This is a genomic window from Arthrobacter sp. KNU40 (genome assembly GCF_051515115.1).
In the GTDB taxonomy this organism is placed as follows: Bacteria; Actinomycetota; Actinomycetes; order Actinomycetales; family Micrococcaceae; genus Arthrobacter.
Genome location: NZ_CP195850.1, coordinates 4,282,964 through 4,299,166, shown reverse-complemented (window position 1 = coordinate 4,299,166; position 16,203 = coordinate 4,282,964). Strand labels below are relative to the sequence as shown.

Here is a 16,203-nt window from a genome sequence, read left to right as displayed (position 1 = left end):
CCGCTATGAATCGTTGTGAGCGCTCGTCGGGGTTGTATCGGGCTCTGGCACGCTCAACTCGTGCAAGAGCCCGATAGCTTTTCCCAGCGCGGAATTCGTGTCCTCCAGCTCCTGCACCCGCTTCTGGAGTTTTTCGACTTCGGCACGGTGGGCAGCCATTTCCTTCGCGCGTGCTTTTTCGAACGCGGAGAGTTCACGATTCGTCGGGACCATGCCTCCATGCTCCCGCGGAATCAGGCCACGGTCGATATCGCCCTGGACCATCATCTTGCGCCACCGGCGGAACGTCCATTCCGAAACGGACGTCGAGGCCATCCATTCCTTCCTCGACCCGTGCGGCTGCAAATAGTACTCATGCATGAACTCACGGATCTCTTCACGCGTAAAACCCTTGTTATCAACGGCCATCGCCGGCTCCTTCAATCAAAAGGTAATGAATGACTCACAACCAGCTTGACGATGAGGGGCTCGCTCATCTGATCTGAGCGTGCGTTACGCCCAAAGGCAATATATGTGAGCCGGCGTCCTGGGGCGATGTGCCGCGGGCCGGTTCGTTGGGGCCCGACGGCGGCAGTCCCGTTGCACTGTTTTCTGACCTTTTCGAGTGTGCTCACCCCGAACGCTCGCCCACGTGATCTGAGCGAGGGTCTCCGTTATTGGGCATATATGTGAGCCGGCGTCCTGGGATTTGGCCCGATATGTGAGCCGGCGTCCTGGGAGGGCCCGACGGCGGCGGGGGCAGTTGCGCTGTTTTCCCACCTTTGGTCGCTCGCTCGCCAGGATCGCGGAATTTCCTAGGTTTAACCCAAGAAATGCGCAGGATCGCGAGTCTTGGCACAGGTTGTCCCAAGGACTGCTCTCCGGGGTATTTGGCGTTGCTAAGTTGCTAGAGAGCTGGTGCTGGACCAGCCCGTATCTCCCAACTCGCTCAGGAGTTTCACATGTTTGCTTTCTTCTCCAATGCCGCTTCGCGCATCCGTCGCGACGAAAAGGGCGCCACCGCCGTCGAATACGGCATCATGGTCGCCCTCATCGCGGTTGTCATCATCGCCGCCGTCACTCTGCTCGGTGGGACGGTCAAGGACACCTTCTCCCAGGTCCAGTGCTCAGTAGCCGGCAAGACGTGGACTGCCACCACGACCACAACTCCGGGCAAGTGCTCCTAGTACGTTCGCCTTCTCCTCGACCGTTCGTACCAGACAGTAGGGAGTCTCAATGCTTTCCGCTTTCCTAAAGTCCGTGTCGCACGTGCGGCGCGACGAAACGGGTGCCACCGCCGTCGAATACGGCATCATGGTTGCCCTCATTGCAGTTGTCATCATCGTCGCCGTCACCGCGCTGGGCGGCACGGTCAGGGAGACGTTCTCCCAGGTCCAGTGTTCAGTGAGCGGCAAAAGCTGGGCAGCCGCCACCACACAGGGCGGTGCCGGCGTCTGCTCTTAGTAGGCGAGCTGCACCAGTGCTCGGAAGGCAATACCAGCACACCAAGCAAATCCCGAGTGGCGGCGGCATTCAGGCGGCCGCCACTCTGCTTGATTCGAACTACCCGTTCTCTGGGAGGGCAACATCATGCCGAGGCCTTCAGAGCGCGGTGCCGTGGCAGTCGAGTTCGCCATCCTGGCACCGCTCCTGATCATGTTGCTCCTGGGCATCATGGAATTCGGCAGGGCTTACAACGTTCAGGTGTCGCTCTCGAACGCAGCACGCGAAGGTGTCCGGGTCATGGCGATTTCGAATGATCAGACGGCCGCCAAGACAGCAGCGAAGAACGCTGCCGTGGCGTTGAACCCGCAGCTGGCAGACACGAACTTCACGTTCAGCCCGGCCAGCTGCACGTCCGGCGCCCAGATGTCCGTGACCATCAAGTACACCCTCAGCACACTCACGGGAATCGCGGGGCCTTTCCCCATGCAAGGAGTAGGAGTCATGGTATGCGGCGGCTGATGGTCCCCAAAAACGACGACGGCGAACGCGGTGCGATTGCCGTTCTCGTCGCTTTCTTGTTGGTGGTGCTGCTCGGGTTCGCCGCCCTCGCCGTGGATGCAGGAATGCTGTATTCAGAACGGGCGCAAGTGCAGAACGGATCCGACGCCGCCGCCCTCGCGGTGGCGCAGAAATGCGCCGCGAGTACGAGCGATCCGAATTGCTCCACCACGTCCCCAATCGCCAGCGACATCGCAAACAAGAACGCAAACGATGGCCTGAACAACATCAAGTCGATCAATCTGGATCTGACAAACCGGAAGGTCACCGTGACCGCCGGAGCCCAGCAGGCTGGCGGCGCGCCGAATGCCGTTTCACTCCTTTTAGCCCGCGTTCTGGGCATGAACAGCACGAATGTCTTGACCACGTCCAGTGTTCAGTGGGGGAGCGTCGTCGCGGGCACGACCGCGTTTCCGGTCGCATATTCCATTTGCCAGGTGCAAGGATACATCGGCGGTGCCCTCCAGCTTCTTCAGAATCACGGCTCGGGTGCCAATCCCAGCTGCAATTACGGCCCTTCCGGGGCTGTGGTGCCTGGGGGGTTCGGCTGGCTTGCCCAGGATCCCGGGGTGTGTGGCAGCACGATCAACCTGGCGACCAGTGAAACCGGCAGCTCCCAGGGGAACAGTGCGCCAGGTAACTGTTCAGCCACGCTTCAAAAATGGGGCGACGCACTTACCGCCGGACGGGACGTCATCGTTCTGCTCCCTGTCTTCGACGTTGCAACAGGTACAGGAGCCGGGGCTGTTTACCATCTGGTGTCCTTCGCCGCATTCAAAGTGACGGGGTGGAAGTTTAGCGGCCCCAACAACACTCTTCCGGACAGTTTTCGCAATTCGAGTCCCTACGTGTCTTCAGTGCTTTCCTGCACCGGAAATTGCCGCGGAATCATCGGGAGTTTCGTCAAATATGTCTCGCTGGCGGACGGCTACTCGCTGGGGCCCGTTGACGCCTACGGGGCCACCATTGTCCGCCTCACCAACTAGTTTTCATCCGTTCTTTGAACACAGGAGTTGTCAGTGAAGTCACGCTTGTTGGCCGGGTCGGCAGCGGCAGTGTTGGCCCTCGTCGGGGTGATTCTTGTCTTCTCCTACGCTCAAGGCGCGGATCAACGGGCAGTCCAGAATCTGGCGCCTGTTGACGTGTTGGTGGTCAAGACGGCCATCCCGGCCGGCACTTCAGTGGACGCCATGAAGGATTCCCTCGATACCCAGCAGCTGCCGGGATCGGCCGTCCCCAAGACCGCTCTACACACGCTGGGGGACGCGCAAGGCAAGGTCGCCGCCGTCGACCTCGTCCCTGGCGAGACCCTGGTGGCAGAGCGTTTGGTGGCCCCTGATGCACTCAAGACTCCTGGGGACGTCAAGGTGCCGGCAGGGCTCCAGGAAGTCTCCTTTCAACTGGAACCCCAGCGGGTAGTCGGGGGACTGCTGGTTCCTGGTGACCACATTGGAATATTCATCTCCATGACGACGGGCGGAATCGAGGCGAAGCCGGACAAGCAAACTACCGAATTGGCGATACACAAGGTTCTTGTGACAATGGTCCAACGCGCCCCCCAAGCAGCGGCGAGTGCGCAGGCGACGCCGAATCCCACTTCTGGTGCGGCCGGCTCCAAGGACAGCGCACTTCCTACCGGTTCGCTCTTGCTGACCGTCGCCGTGAGCGATGTGGATGCCTCCAAGATTGTCTTCGCCGCAGAGTTCGAAAAAATCTGGCTCAGCAAAGAGCCGTTGGATGCCAAAGACAGTGGCCCCACCGTCGTGCAGCCGAGCGGGGTATACAAGTGAGCCGTTTTGTCCTGATAACTCCCAACACCGACTTTGACCAACGGTTGCGCCAAGCTGTTGCGGGTGGCCTGCCCGGAAGCGTGCAAACCTTCTTCACGAGCATTTTGCCGGCTGATCCGGCAGAACTGTTCGGCGCGCTCAACCAGGAACAACTCGAAGTGCTGATTCTGGGACCCGGCGTGCCCGTGGAAGATGCCCTGCGACTGGCCACCGTCTTCGATGTGCAGTTGCCGGAACTGAGCGTCATCCTTGTCAGTGAACTGGATCCCGCGTTTGTCCTCCAAGCCATGCGGTCAGGTATCCGCGACATCATGAGCCCGGACGCGGACCTGGCCCAGATACGGGTCATGCTTGAGCGCGCGTGCCAGTCTTTCGCTAGCCGGCAGCGCACGGGGGAACCCAAGCAATCCGGCTCCCCGAAGGGCCTGGTGATCGGCGTCTTTTCCCCCAAAGGCGGTGTGGGAAAGACGACCATCGCCACGAACATCGCAGTAGGGTTGGGCAAGATCGCGCCGATGAGCGTGGTGATCGTGGATCTGGACCTGCAATTCGGTGACGTCGCCTCCGGGCTCTACCTCAATCCGGAGCACACCGTAACCGACGCCGTCACGCCGTCGGCCAGTCAGGATTCGCTGGTACTCAAAGCCTTTCTCACCGTCCACCCGGCAAGCATCTACGCTTTGTGCGCGCCGAAGGACCCCGTCGAAGCAGACGAGATCTCGCCGCAACAGGTGGGTCGGCTCCTCGAACAGCTGGCCCAAGAGTTCCAGTACGTGGTGGTGGACACCGCACCCGGACTGCCCGAAATCGGGCTCGCTGCCCTCGAACAATGCTCCGATGCTGTCTGGGTGACGGGCATGGATGTTCCAAGCGTCCGAGGCCTACGTTCCGGCCTGGACATTCTCCGCAGGCTGAACCTCCTGCCGGAAACCCGGCATGTGGTGCTAAACATGGCTGATTCCAAGTCGGGGCTGTCGGTGCAGGACGTCGAGTCCACCGTAGGCGCCCCGGTTGACGTGAGCATCCCTCGATCGAAGGCAGTAGCGTTCTCCACCAACCGCGGCATTCCCGTGCTCCAGGACTCGGTGAAGGATCCGGCCGTCAAGGGACTCAAACAACTTGTCGAGCGCTTCAATCCCGCGTGGCGTGCCACAGCACAGCGCAAACTGCACAGAAGAGTGGTGGTCTAATGAAGCTGTCTGAACGCCTGCATGCAGTCGAGGACAGGGACGAAAGGTCCTCCGGCCGAGGGGTGGATCTTGGTCCGAGCCCTCTCTCTACGCCTAAACCGACATTCGCCGAGTCCGCGCAGCAAGTCATGCCGCATCCCACCGCGAAGTCCGGCAGTCCTGTAAACCCCCACATTTCAGTCAAGCTGAGTGACGTACCGGAGTCGCCGAAGCTGAGGGCCCAGCAGCCGGTGGACGCCTTTGCCGCCCTCAAGCAGCGCGCCGCCACGGCGTTGTTTGAGCGACTGGGGGCGAGGTTCAACGATTCCAGCGTCAGCGAACGTGAGTTGCGGTCGACTGCCCGCGAAGAACTCATCCGGATCATCGACGCCGAACAGGTCCCGCTGTCCGCTGACGAGCGCAGCAGGCTCGTGGCGGACGTAGCGGATGACGTCCTTGGCTATGGGCCGCTCCAACGCTTGCTGGACGATCCAGAGGTCACTGAAATCATGGTCAACCGAATGGACCAGATCTACGTCGAACGAAAAGGCAAGCTGACCCTCACGGACTCCGGATTCAGCTCCGAGGACCATCTCCGGAGGGTCATTGAACGCATCGTTTCAAAGGTGGGGCGCAGGATCGATGAGTCGTCCCCGCTCGTTGACGCGCGACTTGAGGACGGCTCCCGAGTCAATGCGGTGATCCCCCCGCTTGCGGTGGGCGGCTCGTCGCTGACCATCCGAAAATTCAGCAAGATACCGTTGACCATCAGGAACCTGATTGATTTCGGAACGCTCACGCCCGAGATGGCTGAGCTCCTCAATGCTTGCGTCAAGGCGAAGCTGAACATCATTGTTTCCGGGGGTACTGGAACCGGCAAGACGACACTGTTGAATGTCCTCTCGTCGTTCATCCCGGAAGACAACCGCATTGTCACCATTGAGGATGCCGTAGAACTCCAGATCCAGCAGCAACACGTCGTAAGGCTTGAGAGCCGGCCACCGAATACCGAGGGAAAGGGGGCCGTGACCATCAGGGAGTTGCTCAGGAACTCGCTTCGTATGCGCCCGGACAGGATCGTCGTCGGCGAGGTCCGCGGTGGAGAGTCCCTCGACATGCTGCAGGCCATGAACACCGGTCACGACGGCTCCCTTTCCACGGTGCACTCAAATTCTCCTCGCGACGCCGTTGCACGCCTCGAAACCCTGGTGCTCATGGCAGGCATGGACCTGCCATTGCGGGCAATCCGCGAGCAAATAGCGTCCGCCGTGAACCTCATCATCCAGATCTCCCGGTTGCGGGACGGAACTCGCCGCATCACGCACGTGACTGAGGTCCAAGGCATGGAAGGCGACATTGTCACCCTCCAGGATGCATTCGTTTTCGATTATTCGGCAGGCGTCGACGCCCACGGGAGATTTCTTGGAAAGCCCGTCCCAACGGGAATCCGTCCGCGCTTCATCGACCGCTTCGATGACTTGGGTATTCATGTATCTCCTGGGGTCTTTGCCTCTCCCCTGGCAACCGCAGCAGCAAGGACGTGAACGGAACATGATCCTTTTGACCGGAACGGCCTTGATGCTTTCAGCCATCCTGCTCTTCGGGGTCGCAGTGATCTTGCCGAAAACCCCCGAAGTTCCATTCGATCGAAGGCGGCCCTACCACGTAGGCGCGGGCTCGCAGCTGACCCGTTTTGCAGGTTCTGCCGCCGACGTCGTCCATGGGGTCCTGACCAGGCGCAACGTCCGGCTCTTCAACCGGGAACAACTGGAGAATGCCGGGCTGCGAATGAGCCAGGCGGATTTCTTCATCCTCGTGATTGCCGGTGCATTCGTGGGCGCCTTGATCGGGCTGGTCATCGGCGGCCCGTTGGTGGCTTTTCTGTTCTTTATCCCGGCGCCCTTCGTGGCACGGCTCTTTTTGAATTCCCTGGCCGGTAAAAGGCGCGCGAAGTTCGATGGCCAGCTTGGGGACACCCTCCAACTACTGTCTGGCGGCTTGCGGGCCGGACACAGCATACTTCGTGCCATCGATGCTGCGGCCAATGAATCGGCCAGCCCCACGTCGGAGGAAATGCGCCGGGTCATTACCGAGACGAGCCTTGGCCGCGATCTTGAGGAATCGCTTACCGATACGGCGGAGCGAATGCGGAGCGAGGACTTTGTGTGGATAGCGCAGGCCATCCAAATCAACCGCGAGGTGGGCGGAAACCTTGCGGAGGTCTTGGACCAGGTCAACGAGACCATACGCGAACGCAGCGAGATCAAGGGACAAATCAAGTCCTTGGCCGCAGAGGGAAAATTCTCGGGATACATACTGATGGCGCTTCCCTTTGGCATCGTGGCCATGCTCTTGGTCGTCAACCCCGGCTACATGAACGTGATGTTCACTCATCCGCTCGGTTGGGGAATGATTGGGTTGTCGTTCATTCTCATGACCATCGGCGGTCTGTGGATGCGCAAGATCATCGACCTGAAGTTTTGAGGTGACGCGTGAATCCCTCTCTCCTTTTCGCCCTGCTGCTGGTTCCCCTGCCTATCGCCTACCTCGTTTGGTCATTCCTGTCGGTTGACCGGCAAGCCCAACGTGCCGTCCGGGTGCTCTTGACTCGGGGTCAAGACATTGCCGAGACCGGTGCACAAAACCGTGGTGGTGCGCTCGAGCTCATTGGGTACCGCCTGACCCCCGTCAGCTACGTCCAGAAGCTCGATCGGTTGCTCTCGTTGGCCGGCCGTCCGCCGTCGCTCCCTTTGGGGCGCGTCCTCGCAGCCAAACCCCTGCTCGGATTGTTCGGCGCACTTTTCGGATTTTTGATCAGTGCTAACAGCTCGAGCGGATTACTTAAGCTCGTCGGGATATTTGTCGTACTGCTTGGATACTTTATCCCGGATTTAATGCTTTACAGCAAAGGACAAGAGCGTCAAAAGGCTTTGCAATTGGAACTCGCAAATACCATGGACCAAATGCTGATATCGGTCGAGGCGGGGCTCGGTTTTGAAGGAGCCATGGCCCGAGCAGGCGAAAATGGGAAGGGGCCCCTGGCCGAGGAGCTGGTGCGGACTTTGCAAGACATGCAGGTTGGACGGAGCCGTCGCGAGTCCTATCTGGCGTTGGCCGAACGTACGAACGTTCCGGAGCTTCGAAGCTTCGTTCAGGCCGTGATTCAGGCAGACACCTACGGCATTGCCATCAGTCGGGTCCTGAGGGTCCAGGCGAAGGTGATGCGGGTCAAGCGCCGCCAACGCGCGGAAGAGAAGGCGATGAAGCTTCCGGTGATGGTTCTCTTCCCGCTTCTCTTCTTTATCTTCCCCGTGCTGTTCATCGCCATCCTGGGGCCGGCTGTCATCAACGCCATAGCTACCTTCAGCGGAGGCTAAGCGCAATATCGCATTCTCTGAATTGGGTGCGGGCGACGAAACCGGGTAAGTCAAGAAAGGCCTAAGATTTCCTTAAGATAGCCATAAGTTCGGTTTTTCCGGAATTCAGAAAGTAGCATTGGGCTATGTTCAGTTCAGGTTCCAGCGACGTCAACGAGGATTCAGATCCGAGCCATCCGGGCTCGGTCGACGACTCCAATGGGCTGCCCGTCGTCCCGCTTGCCGAACATCCCATACTGGACCTCGCGGAGTTCCAACTCTTGGAAGATCAAGTGGACAATCCGCTTGTCGCACGCACGTTTGCCGGCGACTTCGCAAAACTCTGGGCCAAGCGATACGAAATCCTCGCGACCGCCGTCGAGCGCGGCGACGTGGCCGCCGCCCTGAACGCGGTCCTAAGCCTCAGGACCTCTTCCATTATGGTTGGCGGTGTTCGCCTCGCAGTACTTGCAGCGCAACTGGAGGAACGCATTCGAAAAAGTGAATTGCGTGAGGCCCGGCCCCTGCTCAAGGAACTTGCTGAATGCGGGCACGTGACGGTCCAGGAACTAAAGGACAGTTACGTCCTCCGGAACGATTGACGCCGGCGCGCTTAATCCGATCTTTTCGGCGTCAGCCGATACCCGACGCCCCGGACAGTCTGCAGAAAGCGTGGCGATTGTGGATCCTCGCGGAGCTTTCGGCGTAGGTTGCCGATGTGCGTCTCAACGGCGCGTTCGTCGGCGTCGCTGATGTACGCGTCGTCGTCGTAGTAGTCACCGCGCGCAGCCCGCACGAGATCGGCGCGCGTCCGCACCTCGCCTTTGGCCCGAAGCAGGTCAAAGAGGAGATCGAATTCGCTTCTCGTCAACGTCAGGGCCGAACCTTGAAGCGTCACCGTGCGTGATTTGTAGTTCAGGGCCAAGCCATTGTGCTTGATCACCGCTTGGTCGGCTTCGGCTGAGCGGGCCGCGGCGTAAGCACCCCCGTCAAAACGGGCTGAACCGCCGTCGGGACTCCCGTAACCCCTGGGATCTTCCTCCGGCAACGCAAGCCTGCCTTCCGCGCGTGGCCGCCGCATCATGGCAGTCACCCGGGCCCTCAACTCGCGCGGTAGAAACGGCTTCTTGACGTAGTCGTCCGCGCCGGTGAGGAAAGCCGTCAACGTGTCCGGCTCATCGCGCCTGGCCGTCAGCATCACGACATATGCGTCGCTGAATTGCCGAATCCGACGCAGGACCTCGTGGCCATCCATATCCGGAAGCCCGACGTCGAGCGTCACCACGGACGCATGGTGATCCCGCACCACTTCCACGCCTTCGCGTCCGGTGGCGGCAGAATGCACCACAAATCCAGCTTCTTTGAGGATGGCGTCAACCAGATTTCGTACGTCTTCGTCATCCTCAATGACTACAGCTACCCCAGGCTCGCTCATTGGACATCCTTGAGGGCGCACATCGCCGCACAGCCCAGCGCAATGCGGTAAATGCCACCCAAATACTCACGATACAAGCATTAAAGCCATCTGGCATCTAATATGTGGATTAAGCGTGGCTCCGAACTTCCAGTTTGATCGTCCGGGTCGTCGTATTGTGGTTCCTTGGGGGAATAGTGGACTCCGGGCGGTTCCTTCGGGAATCGCGTGGAGCAGTAAATGCTCGCGAATCTCCAAGGAAGGGTCTCGACTTTGAGTGAGCAGCCATTTTTCCGCGCGGCCGCCCGTTTCTTTAGAAAACTCACGCCTCGCGCCCGGCTGGCTGTCTGTGAATTGCCCCTAACGCTCATCATCGCGGGCTTGGCAATCGCGGCACCTACTGTTTGGCCGGGGTTAACCCAAAATTGGTTGTTCGTTACCGGAGTCCTTCTCCACGGCCTCCTGTTCCTGGGATGCCTGCTGGTCCCTTGGGAGAGATTGGCACCGAACGCAAGCCTTGCGATCCCCATTTTGGATTTTGTTGCCCTCTGGTTCACGCGAAACGGTGCTTTCAGCGCGATACCGGGCCTCATCACATTGGCTATCTTTCCCGTGATCTGGTTGTCTGCCTCGGGCATGCTTTCCAAGACAAGCCTGATCCTCAGCTTTGTTGGTCCTTTCGTCATTGCGTTTCCACCGGTGGTTTCGCACTTGCCCCGTCCCACTGCGTCGGACATTTCTTCGGTGCTGCTTTTGCCCCTCATGATGTTCGCAATGGCAGTCTCCATTCGTCTGGCCGGCTCAAATGCACGTCTCCAGCAGCGGAGGGTAAGCCAGAGGGATCAGGCCCTGCGGCAATTGTTGGCCGCCAGCAGGGAGCGGGAAACACTGCTCAAGACAATCCTGGACACGATCGACGTCGGAATTGTCGCCGTCGATTCGCAGGGCGAGACCCTCCTGATCAACAACCAACAAAAGGCATTCCTAAAGATGGCAATGACCGCGGAAGGCTCGCGGGGACCCGGGGAAGGCTCGCGGGGGCCCGCGGAACATGACTGGCTGGTTTTCGGCCAGGACAGGCGGACGCCGATTCAGCTTGAAAAGGGCCCTGTTCGGAGGGCCGTTCAAGGGGAAACATATTCCGACTATTTGCTTTGGTTCGGCGCCGGTACCGGCCAACGGGCCATCTCAACCGCCGCGCGGGGTATGAAAAGCGAGCTCGACGACGGGTTTGGTGGTGCGGTGATCGTTTTCAAGGATGTGACGGATGTTGTCGATGCGCTTGCCGCCAAGGACGAACTGGTTGCCAACGTTTCGCACGAATTTGGTTCGCCCCTGACATCGATCCTGGGCAACATCGATCTTGTGCTCCGCGGCGACCAGGAACTCCAACCAGCAACAAGGCTTGGTTTGGAAGTTGCGGAGCGGAATGCCGAACGGCTCCGGGCCTTGGTGGAGGACCTGCTCTCGTCGGCCGCGGCGGTGGAGAGCGTGCATCTGCGGCGCACTGATTTGGCGGGGTTGGTCGAAAACAGCCTGGTTTCTGCGCGGGCGCAGGCCGACGCCGCGCACGTGGGCCTCGTCGCCGACGTTCCGGCACCCCTGTGGGCGAACGCCGACCCCTTGAGGCTAGGACAGGCCTTGGACAATCTGGTATCCAACGCGATCAAGTATTCACCCGGTGGCGGACTGGTGACCATAAGGGCCGAGCGGAACGACGGTTGGGTCCAGCTCGAAGTGAAGGACACGGGAATGGGCATGACCACCGACGAGTCGGCCAGGATTTTCACCCGGTTCTTCAGGACAAACGCTGCCCGTCAAGCCGCGATACCCGGCGTCGGCCTCGGGCTGTCCATAACCAAGTCCATCGTGGAACGCCATGGAGGCAGCATCTCCTGCAGCAGCGAGCCCGGCAGTGGAAGCACCTTCACAGTGGCGCTGCCGGCTGGCCAGCCCCAGGAACCGTCGCAGACGGAAGCCCCGGCAGTGTATTAGGCCGGCAGTGTTTTAGACCGGTCGCCGGACCGGGTACCTTGCCGCCGTGCAAGTAGCCGGGCGGGCAAAGTAGAGTACCCACTACTCGTGACCGGCCCTGGAGCCAACGGATTGAATGGAACGCAGTTGGTCTCAATGCAGTTCCTGGTCTCTGGGGGTCATCCGTATGTGTGTTTCCTGCAATCCTGTTGTTTCCTTTCCGCGTCCGATGGCGACGGGGGCAGTCCGTTGAGCGCGGGGATGGAATCCGCTTCCATGTTCGCCGGGTCCCTGCCCGGGCTCATTCTGATGGACTTGGGCCAGGCAATGGTGGTGGTATGCGTGTGTTTCGACATGGTCCGCGCAGTGTCCGTGCCGCGGTCCCATCGGCGTTATGTCGCCAACACCATCTTCAAGACCCTGGCGGTGCCGTCGATTCTTGTCATGGGCGTCAGTGTGCTCGCCAAGGCAATCCAATGGAATTGGGCGGACGTGGCCATGGGCGTTTTCGTGATTGTGATGATCATCTTCCGCTGGCACCAAGACAAGGACGAGGACAGCTGGTGGAAGGGCAAAGGCAAGAAGCTTGCCCGCTGGGCGCGGAAGCAACTGACGCCGCGACCCGCCTTGGTCCCGGTGTCGGCGTCGGCCTGAGTGCCACGCCCCTCCCGACGCTCGCTCACAAACAAGCCCTTCCGGCCCGACGCTCGCTCACATGATCTGAGCGAGCGTTCCGGCATGCGGCCGTATGGTTTTGTGAGACAGCTTGATGGGAGCCTCAGTTTCAGATGACCACCCGCAGAAAGACATACGACGCCGCGTTCCGGGAGGAATCGGTTCGACTGGTTTTGTCTTCGGACCGGCCGGTGAAGCAGATCGCGCAGGAGATCGGGGTGAAGGAAAGCACGCTGGGAAGCTGGGTACACAAGTCCCGGGACAAGCAACCGGACACCCCTGCCCAGCCCGAGGACCGGGGGCCGGTGGCGTGGGATGAACACCAGAAAGCGCTGGCCGAAAACGCCAGGTTGAAGGCCGAGGTCGAGTTCCTGGGAAAAGTCAGCGCCTTCTTTGCCGCGAAGCAAAAGTAGAGGATTTCTACGAGTTCATCGAAGCGGAGAAGGCCAACCATCCCGTGGTGTGGCTATGCCGGAAATTGAACGTCTCCCGGGCCTCCTATTACCGGTGGCGCAAACCTGCCGGCCCTTCACCGCGCACCGTGCGGCACGGGGAGCTGGTCACCGCGGTCACCAAGCTCTACACGAAGGAGTCCGGGCGTGCCGGGCGGGACCAGCTGACCCGGCTCCTGAACGCGGCCGGGACCAAGGTCTCCGCCCCGACCGTGGGGGCCATCATGCGCGAGCACGGCCTGCGGGCCATCCGCACCCAGGCCTGGAAAAAGACCACGCTCCAGGACCCGCAGGCCAAGACCGCCCACATCCAGAACCACATGCTCGATGACCAGGGCAGGCGCGACTTCACCTCCGCGGTGCCCGGGACCCGGCTGGTCGGGGACATCACCTACCTGCGCACCGGCGAGGGCTGGCTCTACCTGGCCACGGTCATCGACCTGTTCTCCGGGATGGTCATCGGCTGGGCCATGGCCGAACACATGCGCGCCAGCCTGTGCACCGCGGCCCTGCGGATGGCCCGGAACCACGGCCACCTCATCGGCGGCCCAGTCGTCTTCCACTCCGACCGGGGCACCCAGTACACCTCGGAGGAATTCCAACGATGGTGCGCCCAGAACGAGGTCACCCAGTCCATGGGCAAGGTGGGGGTGTGCTGGGACAACGCGGTCGCCGAGAACTTCTTCTCACACCTCAAGACCGAGTTCTACCACCACCACCGCTTCGGTTCCAGGCTCACCGCACGGACCGCCGTGATGGACTACATCGAGGGCTGGTACAACCGCCGCCGACCCAACCGACGGGCCGGCGGCATCCCGCCAGCCACCGCCCACGCAAACCACCACACCAGCGTCCAGGAACCCCTGGCCGCCTAACCAAAACAAACAACGAAAATGTCTCAAAAACTTGACGACCGCAGCATTTGGCCATATAGGTGAGCGAGCGTTTCGCCGTTAGGCCATATATGTGAGCGCGCGTCGGGGGAGAGCGCCATATATGTGAGCGCGCGTCGGGGGAGAGCGCCTTATATCTGAGCGGGCGTTGTGTAGACCCAGCCTCGCCGACCCGAACGCTTGACGCATCTCGCGCCTTCCGCATATTCTGAACGAACGGTCGGTAAATATTTAGGAGCAACCATGGCATCGCAGAATCTGCAGTCTGTGCCCGCTGAGCTGTCCCCCGAAGAGCTTGAACGGGAACAGGCCGGTCAGGCGTACTTTGACCGCATCATCTCCGAGGATTCGCGCATCGAACCCCGCGACTGGATGCCGGAGGCTTACCGCAAGACCCTGCTCCGCCAGATCTCGCAGCACGCGCATTCGGAGATCATCGGCATGCAGCCGGAAGCCAACTGGATCAGCAGGGCTCCGAGCCTCAAGCGCAAAGCCATCCTCATGGCGAAGGTCCAGGACGAGGCGGGCCACGGCCTGTATCTCTATTCGGCCGCGGAAACGCTCGGCCAAAGCAGGGACAAGATGACCAGTGACTTGATCGCCGGCAAGGCCCGGTACTCGTCCATCTTCAACTACCCCGCGATTTCCTGGGCGGACATGGGCGCGATCGGCTGGCTCGTCGACGGTGCCGCGATCTGCAACCAGGTCCCCCTGTGCCGTGCTTCCTACGGCCCCTACGGACGCGCAATGGTGCGCATCTGCAAGGAAGAGTCGTTCCACCAGCGCCAGGGTTTCGAGATCCTCCTTGAACTGTCCAACGGCACGCCTGCCCAAAAGCAAATGGCCCAGGACGCAGTCAACCGTTGGTACGCGCCGGCGCTGATGATGTTCGGGCCGCCCGACGACGATTCACCCAACTCCAAGCAGTCCATGGCCTGGAACATCAAGCGGTTCAGCAACGATGAGCTCCGCAGCCGCTTCGTCGGCATGATGGTGGAGCAGGTCAAGGTCCTGGGCCTCACGCTCCCGGACAAGGACGTCCGTTTCAACGAAGAAACCAAGAAATGGGAGCACGGCCCCTTGGACTGGAACGAGTTCAAAAACGTCCTCGCCGGAAAGGGTCCCTGCAACGCGCAGCGGCTTGAGCGCCGCCGAGAAGCGCACGACGACGGCGCCTGGGTCCGCGAAGCGGCCGCCGAGTACGCCCGCAAGCAAGCAGAGAAGGAACACGCAGCATGAGCACCCAACCCAACGAACCCCACGAAACTCCCTGGAGCCTCTGGGAAGTCTTCGTCCGCTCCAGCCGCGGCCTATCCCACGTCCACGCAGGATCCTTGCACGCACCCGACGCGGCGATGGCGCTGCGTAACGCCCGTGACCTGTACACCCGCCGCAACGAAGGCGTGTCCATCTGGGTGGTCCCGGCCGATGCGATTTCCTCGAGCGACCCGGATTCCAAGGGTTCCTTCTTCGAATCCCCGCAGGGCAAGGACTACCGCCACGCGACGTATTACACCAAGAGCGAAGGCGTGAAGCACCTGTGACCGCCCCCGAAAACCCCGCAAACGAAAACGAAAACAAGGACTTCGCCATCGAAGGCCACGGCGATATCTCCGTCGGTGTCAAGGGTGCAGGTGCCTCCGGAGACGGTTCGGCAAGCGCCACGCGCATCACCCCCGGGAACGCCCTGCGCCCCGAGGACATCGCGCTCGAAATCCGCAAGGGACAAGTCAAGCCAAGCGAAGACGTCGCGGAATACGCCCTGCGCATCGGCGACGACGGCTTGATCCTCGCCCAGCGCCTGGGCCACTGGATCTCCCGCGCCCCGGAGCTCGAGGAAGACGTCGCCCTCGGCAACATCGCGCTCGACCAGCTCGGCCACGCCCGTTCCTTCCTCACCTACGCCGGCGCGGCGTGGGACAAGTCCGAGGACGATCTGGCGTACTTCCGCCGGGAGCACGAGTTCCGTTCCGCACACTTGTTCGAGCAGCCCAACGGGGACTTCGCCGTCACCATCGCCCGGCAGTTCATCGTGAGCTACTACCAGTTCGAGCTCTACAAGCGGCTGACCGGATCCGCGGATGCCACCATCGCAGCCATCGCGGCGAAGGCCCTCAAAGAGGTCGACTACCACCGCGACCACAGCGCACAGTGGGTCCTCAGGCTTGCCGGCGGCACGGAAGAGTCCCGCCGTCGTATTGTCCAGGCTTTCAAGCTCGTCTGGCCGTACGTCGAAGAACTCTTCGAAGACGACGAGCTCACGGCCCGCCTCGCCGAAAGCGGAGCAGGCGTACAACCCTCCAGCCTCCGCGCGGACTTCGACCAGCTCACGGGCGAAATCCTGAGTGAAGCCGGCCTCGATGAGGATCTGAACCTCGAACGCATCCCGCAATCCTTGGGTGGCGGCCGCCAGGGCAAGCATTCCGAGCACTTGGGTTACCTGCTCGCCGAGATGCAGGTGCTGGCCCGCGAACATCCCGGCGCAAGCTGGTGACCG

18 protein-coding genes are annotated in these 16,203 nt (G+C 61.1%); 16 read left to right on the top strand and 2 right to left on the bottom strand.

The genetic code is table 11. The features are described from left to right. Positions 1–3: 3 nt before the first annotated feature. Positions 4–408: a hypothetical protein gene (locus ACSKT0_RS19980; RefSeq protein WP_437771023.1), complete on the bottom strand. Its 405-nt coding sequence runs from the start codon at positions 406–408 to the stop codon at positions 4–6. Between the two features lie 533 nt (positions 409–941). Between ACSKT0_RS19980 and ACSKT0_RS19975 the strand changes: the two genes are divergently transcribed. From ACSKT0_RS19975 to ACSKT0_RS19930, 10 genes are all read left to right on the top strand, one after another. Next, entirely contained in the window at positions 942–1,166 is a 225-nt protein-coding gene (locus ACSKT0_RS19975) for a Flp family type IVb pilin (RefSeq protein WP_437771276.1), read from the top strand. A gap of 49 nt (positions 1,167–1,215) precedes the next feature. Beyond that, positions 1,216–1,443: a Flp family type IVb pilin gene (locus tag ACSKT0_RS19970; protein WP_437771275.1), complete on the top strand. Its 228-nt coding sequence runs from the start codon at positions 1,216–1,218 to the stop codon at positions 1,441–1,443. A 126-nt stretch (positions 1,444–1,569) separates the two neighbouring features. After that, positions 1,570–1,944: a TadE/TadG family type IV pilus assembly protein gene (locus tag ACSKT0_RS19965; protein ID WP_437771274.1), complete on the top strand. Its 375-nt coding sequence runs from the start codon at positions 1,570–1,572 to the stop codon at positions 1,942–1,944. Continuing rightward, entirely contained in the window at positions 1,932–2,969 is a 1,038-nt protein-coding gene (locus ACSKT0_RS19960; RefSeq protein ID WP_437771273.1) for a Tad domain-containing protein, read from the top strand. Before ACSKT0_RS19965 ends, ACSKT0_RS19960 begins: the two co-directional genes overlap by 13 nt. 33 nt (positions 2,970–3,002) lie before the next feature. Then, complete coding sequence (gene cpaB, locus ACSKT0_RS19955) at positions 3,003–3,773, top strand: Flp pilus assembly protein CpaB (RefSeq protein WP_437771272.1); 771 nt, start codon at positions 3,003–3,005, stop codon at positions 3,771–3,773. Beyond that, the gene (locus ACSKT0_RS19950; RefSeq protein WP_437771271.1) at positions 3,770–4,963 is read left to right on the top strand and encodes an AAA family ATPase; all 1,194 of its coding nucleotides are present in this window, start codon (positions 3,770–3,772) and stop codon (positions 4,961–4,963) included. Before cpaB ends, ACSKT0_RS19950 begins: the two co-directional genes overlap by 4 nt. After that, positions 4,963–6,486 (top strand): CpaF family protein, encoded by a 1,524-nt coding sequence (locus ACSKT0_RS19945; protein ID WP_437771270.1) that lies wholly within the window; start codon positions 4,963–4,965, stop codon positions 6,484–6,486. Before ACSKT0_RS19950 ends, ACSKT0_RS19945 begins: the two co-directional genes overlap by 1 nt. 7 nt (positions 6,487–6,493) lie before the next feature. Further along, positions 6,494–7,426: a type II secretion system F family protein gene (locus ACSKT0_RS19940; RefSeq protein ID WP_437771269.1), complete on the top strand. Its 933-nt coding sequence runs from the start codon at positions 6,494–6,496 to the stop codon at positions 7,424–7,426. 8 nt (positions 7,427–7,434) lie between these two features. Next, positions 7,435–8,319: a type II secretion system F family protein gene (locus ACSKT0_RS19935; RefSeq protein ID WP_437771268.1), complete on the top strand. Its 885-nt coding sequence runs from the start codon at positions 7,435–7,437 to the stop codon at positions 8,317–8,319. Between the two features lie 125 nt (positions 8,320–8,444). Next, positions 8,445–8,900 (top strand): Hpt domain-containing protein, encoded by a 456-nt coding sequence (locus ACSKT0_RS19930; RefSeq protein WP_437771267.1) that lies wholly within the window; start codon positions 8,445–8,447, stop codon positions 8,898–8,900. An 11-nt stretch (positions 8,901–8,911) separates the two neighbouring features. On the opposite strand, the gene ACSKT0_RS19925 is transcribed toward ACSKT0_RS19930, so the two are convergent. Beyond that, a complete protein-coding gene (locus tag ACSKT0_RS19925; RefSeq protein WP_437771266.1) occupies positions 8,912–9,733 on the bottom strand; it encodes a response regulator transcription factor in 822 nt (273 codons plus the stop codon). A 753-nt stretch (positions 9,734–10,486) separates the two neighbouring features. On the opposite strand from ACSKT0_RS19925, the gene ACSKT0_RS19920 reads away from it, so the two are divergent. From ACSKT0_RS19920 to paaC, 6 genes are all read left to right on the top strand, one after another. Beyond that, entirely contained in the window at positions 10,487–11,707 is a 1,221-nt protein-coding gene (locus ACSKT0_RS19920; protein WP_437771265.1) for a sensor histidine kinase, read from the top strand. A gap of 240 nt (positions 11,708–11,947) precedes the next feature. Next, positions 11,948–12,340 carry a hypothetical protein gene (locus tag ACSKT0_RS19915; protein ID WP_437771264.1) on the top strand — a complete coding sequence of 131 codons (393 nt, stop codon included), beginning with the start codon at positions 11,948–11,950 and terminating at the stop codon, positions 12,338–12,340. A gap of 134 nt (positions 12,341–12,474) precedes the next feature. Continuing rightward, positions 12,475–13,688, top strand: a protein-coding gene (locus ACSKT0_RS19910; RefSeq protein WP_437771263.1) for an IS3 family transposase whose coding sequence is annotated in 2 segments (ribosomal slippage) — positions 12,475–12,736 and positions 12,736–13,688 — 1,215 coding nt in all. Because the reading frame shifts where the segments join, the coding sequence is not laid out codon by codon here. Between the two features lie 261 nt (positions 13,689–13,949). Continuing rightward, a complete protein-coding gene (paaA, locus tag ACSKT0_RS19905; RefSeq protein WP_437771262.1) occupies positions 13,950–14,945 on the top strand; it encodes a 1,2-phenylacetyl-CoA epoxidase subunit PaaA in 996 nt (331 codons plus the stop codon). Beyond that, the gene (gene paaB / locus ACSKT0_RS19900; RefSeq protein ID WP_437771261.1) at positions 14,942–15,250 is read left to right on the top strand and encodes a 1,2-phenylacetyl-CoA epoxidase subunit PaaB; all 309 of its coding nucleotides are present in this window, start codon (positions 14,942–14,944) and stop codon (positions 15,248–15,250) included. The genes paaA and paaB overlap by 4 nt, the downstream gene beginning before the upstream one ends. Then, a complete protein-coding gene (paaC, locus tag ACSKT0_RS19895) occupies positions 15,247–16,200 on the top strand; it encodes a 1,2-phenylacetyl-CoA epoxidase subunit PaaC (RefSeq protein ID WP_437771260.1) in 954 nt (317 codons plus the stop codon). Before paaB ends, paaC begins: the two co-directional genes overlap by 4 nt. Positions 16,201–16,203: the final 3 nt, after the last annotated feature.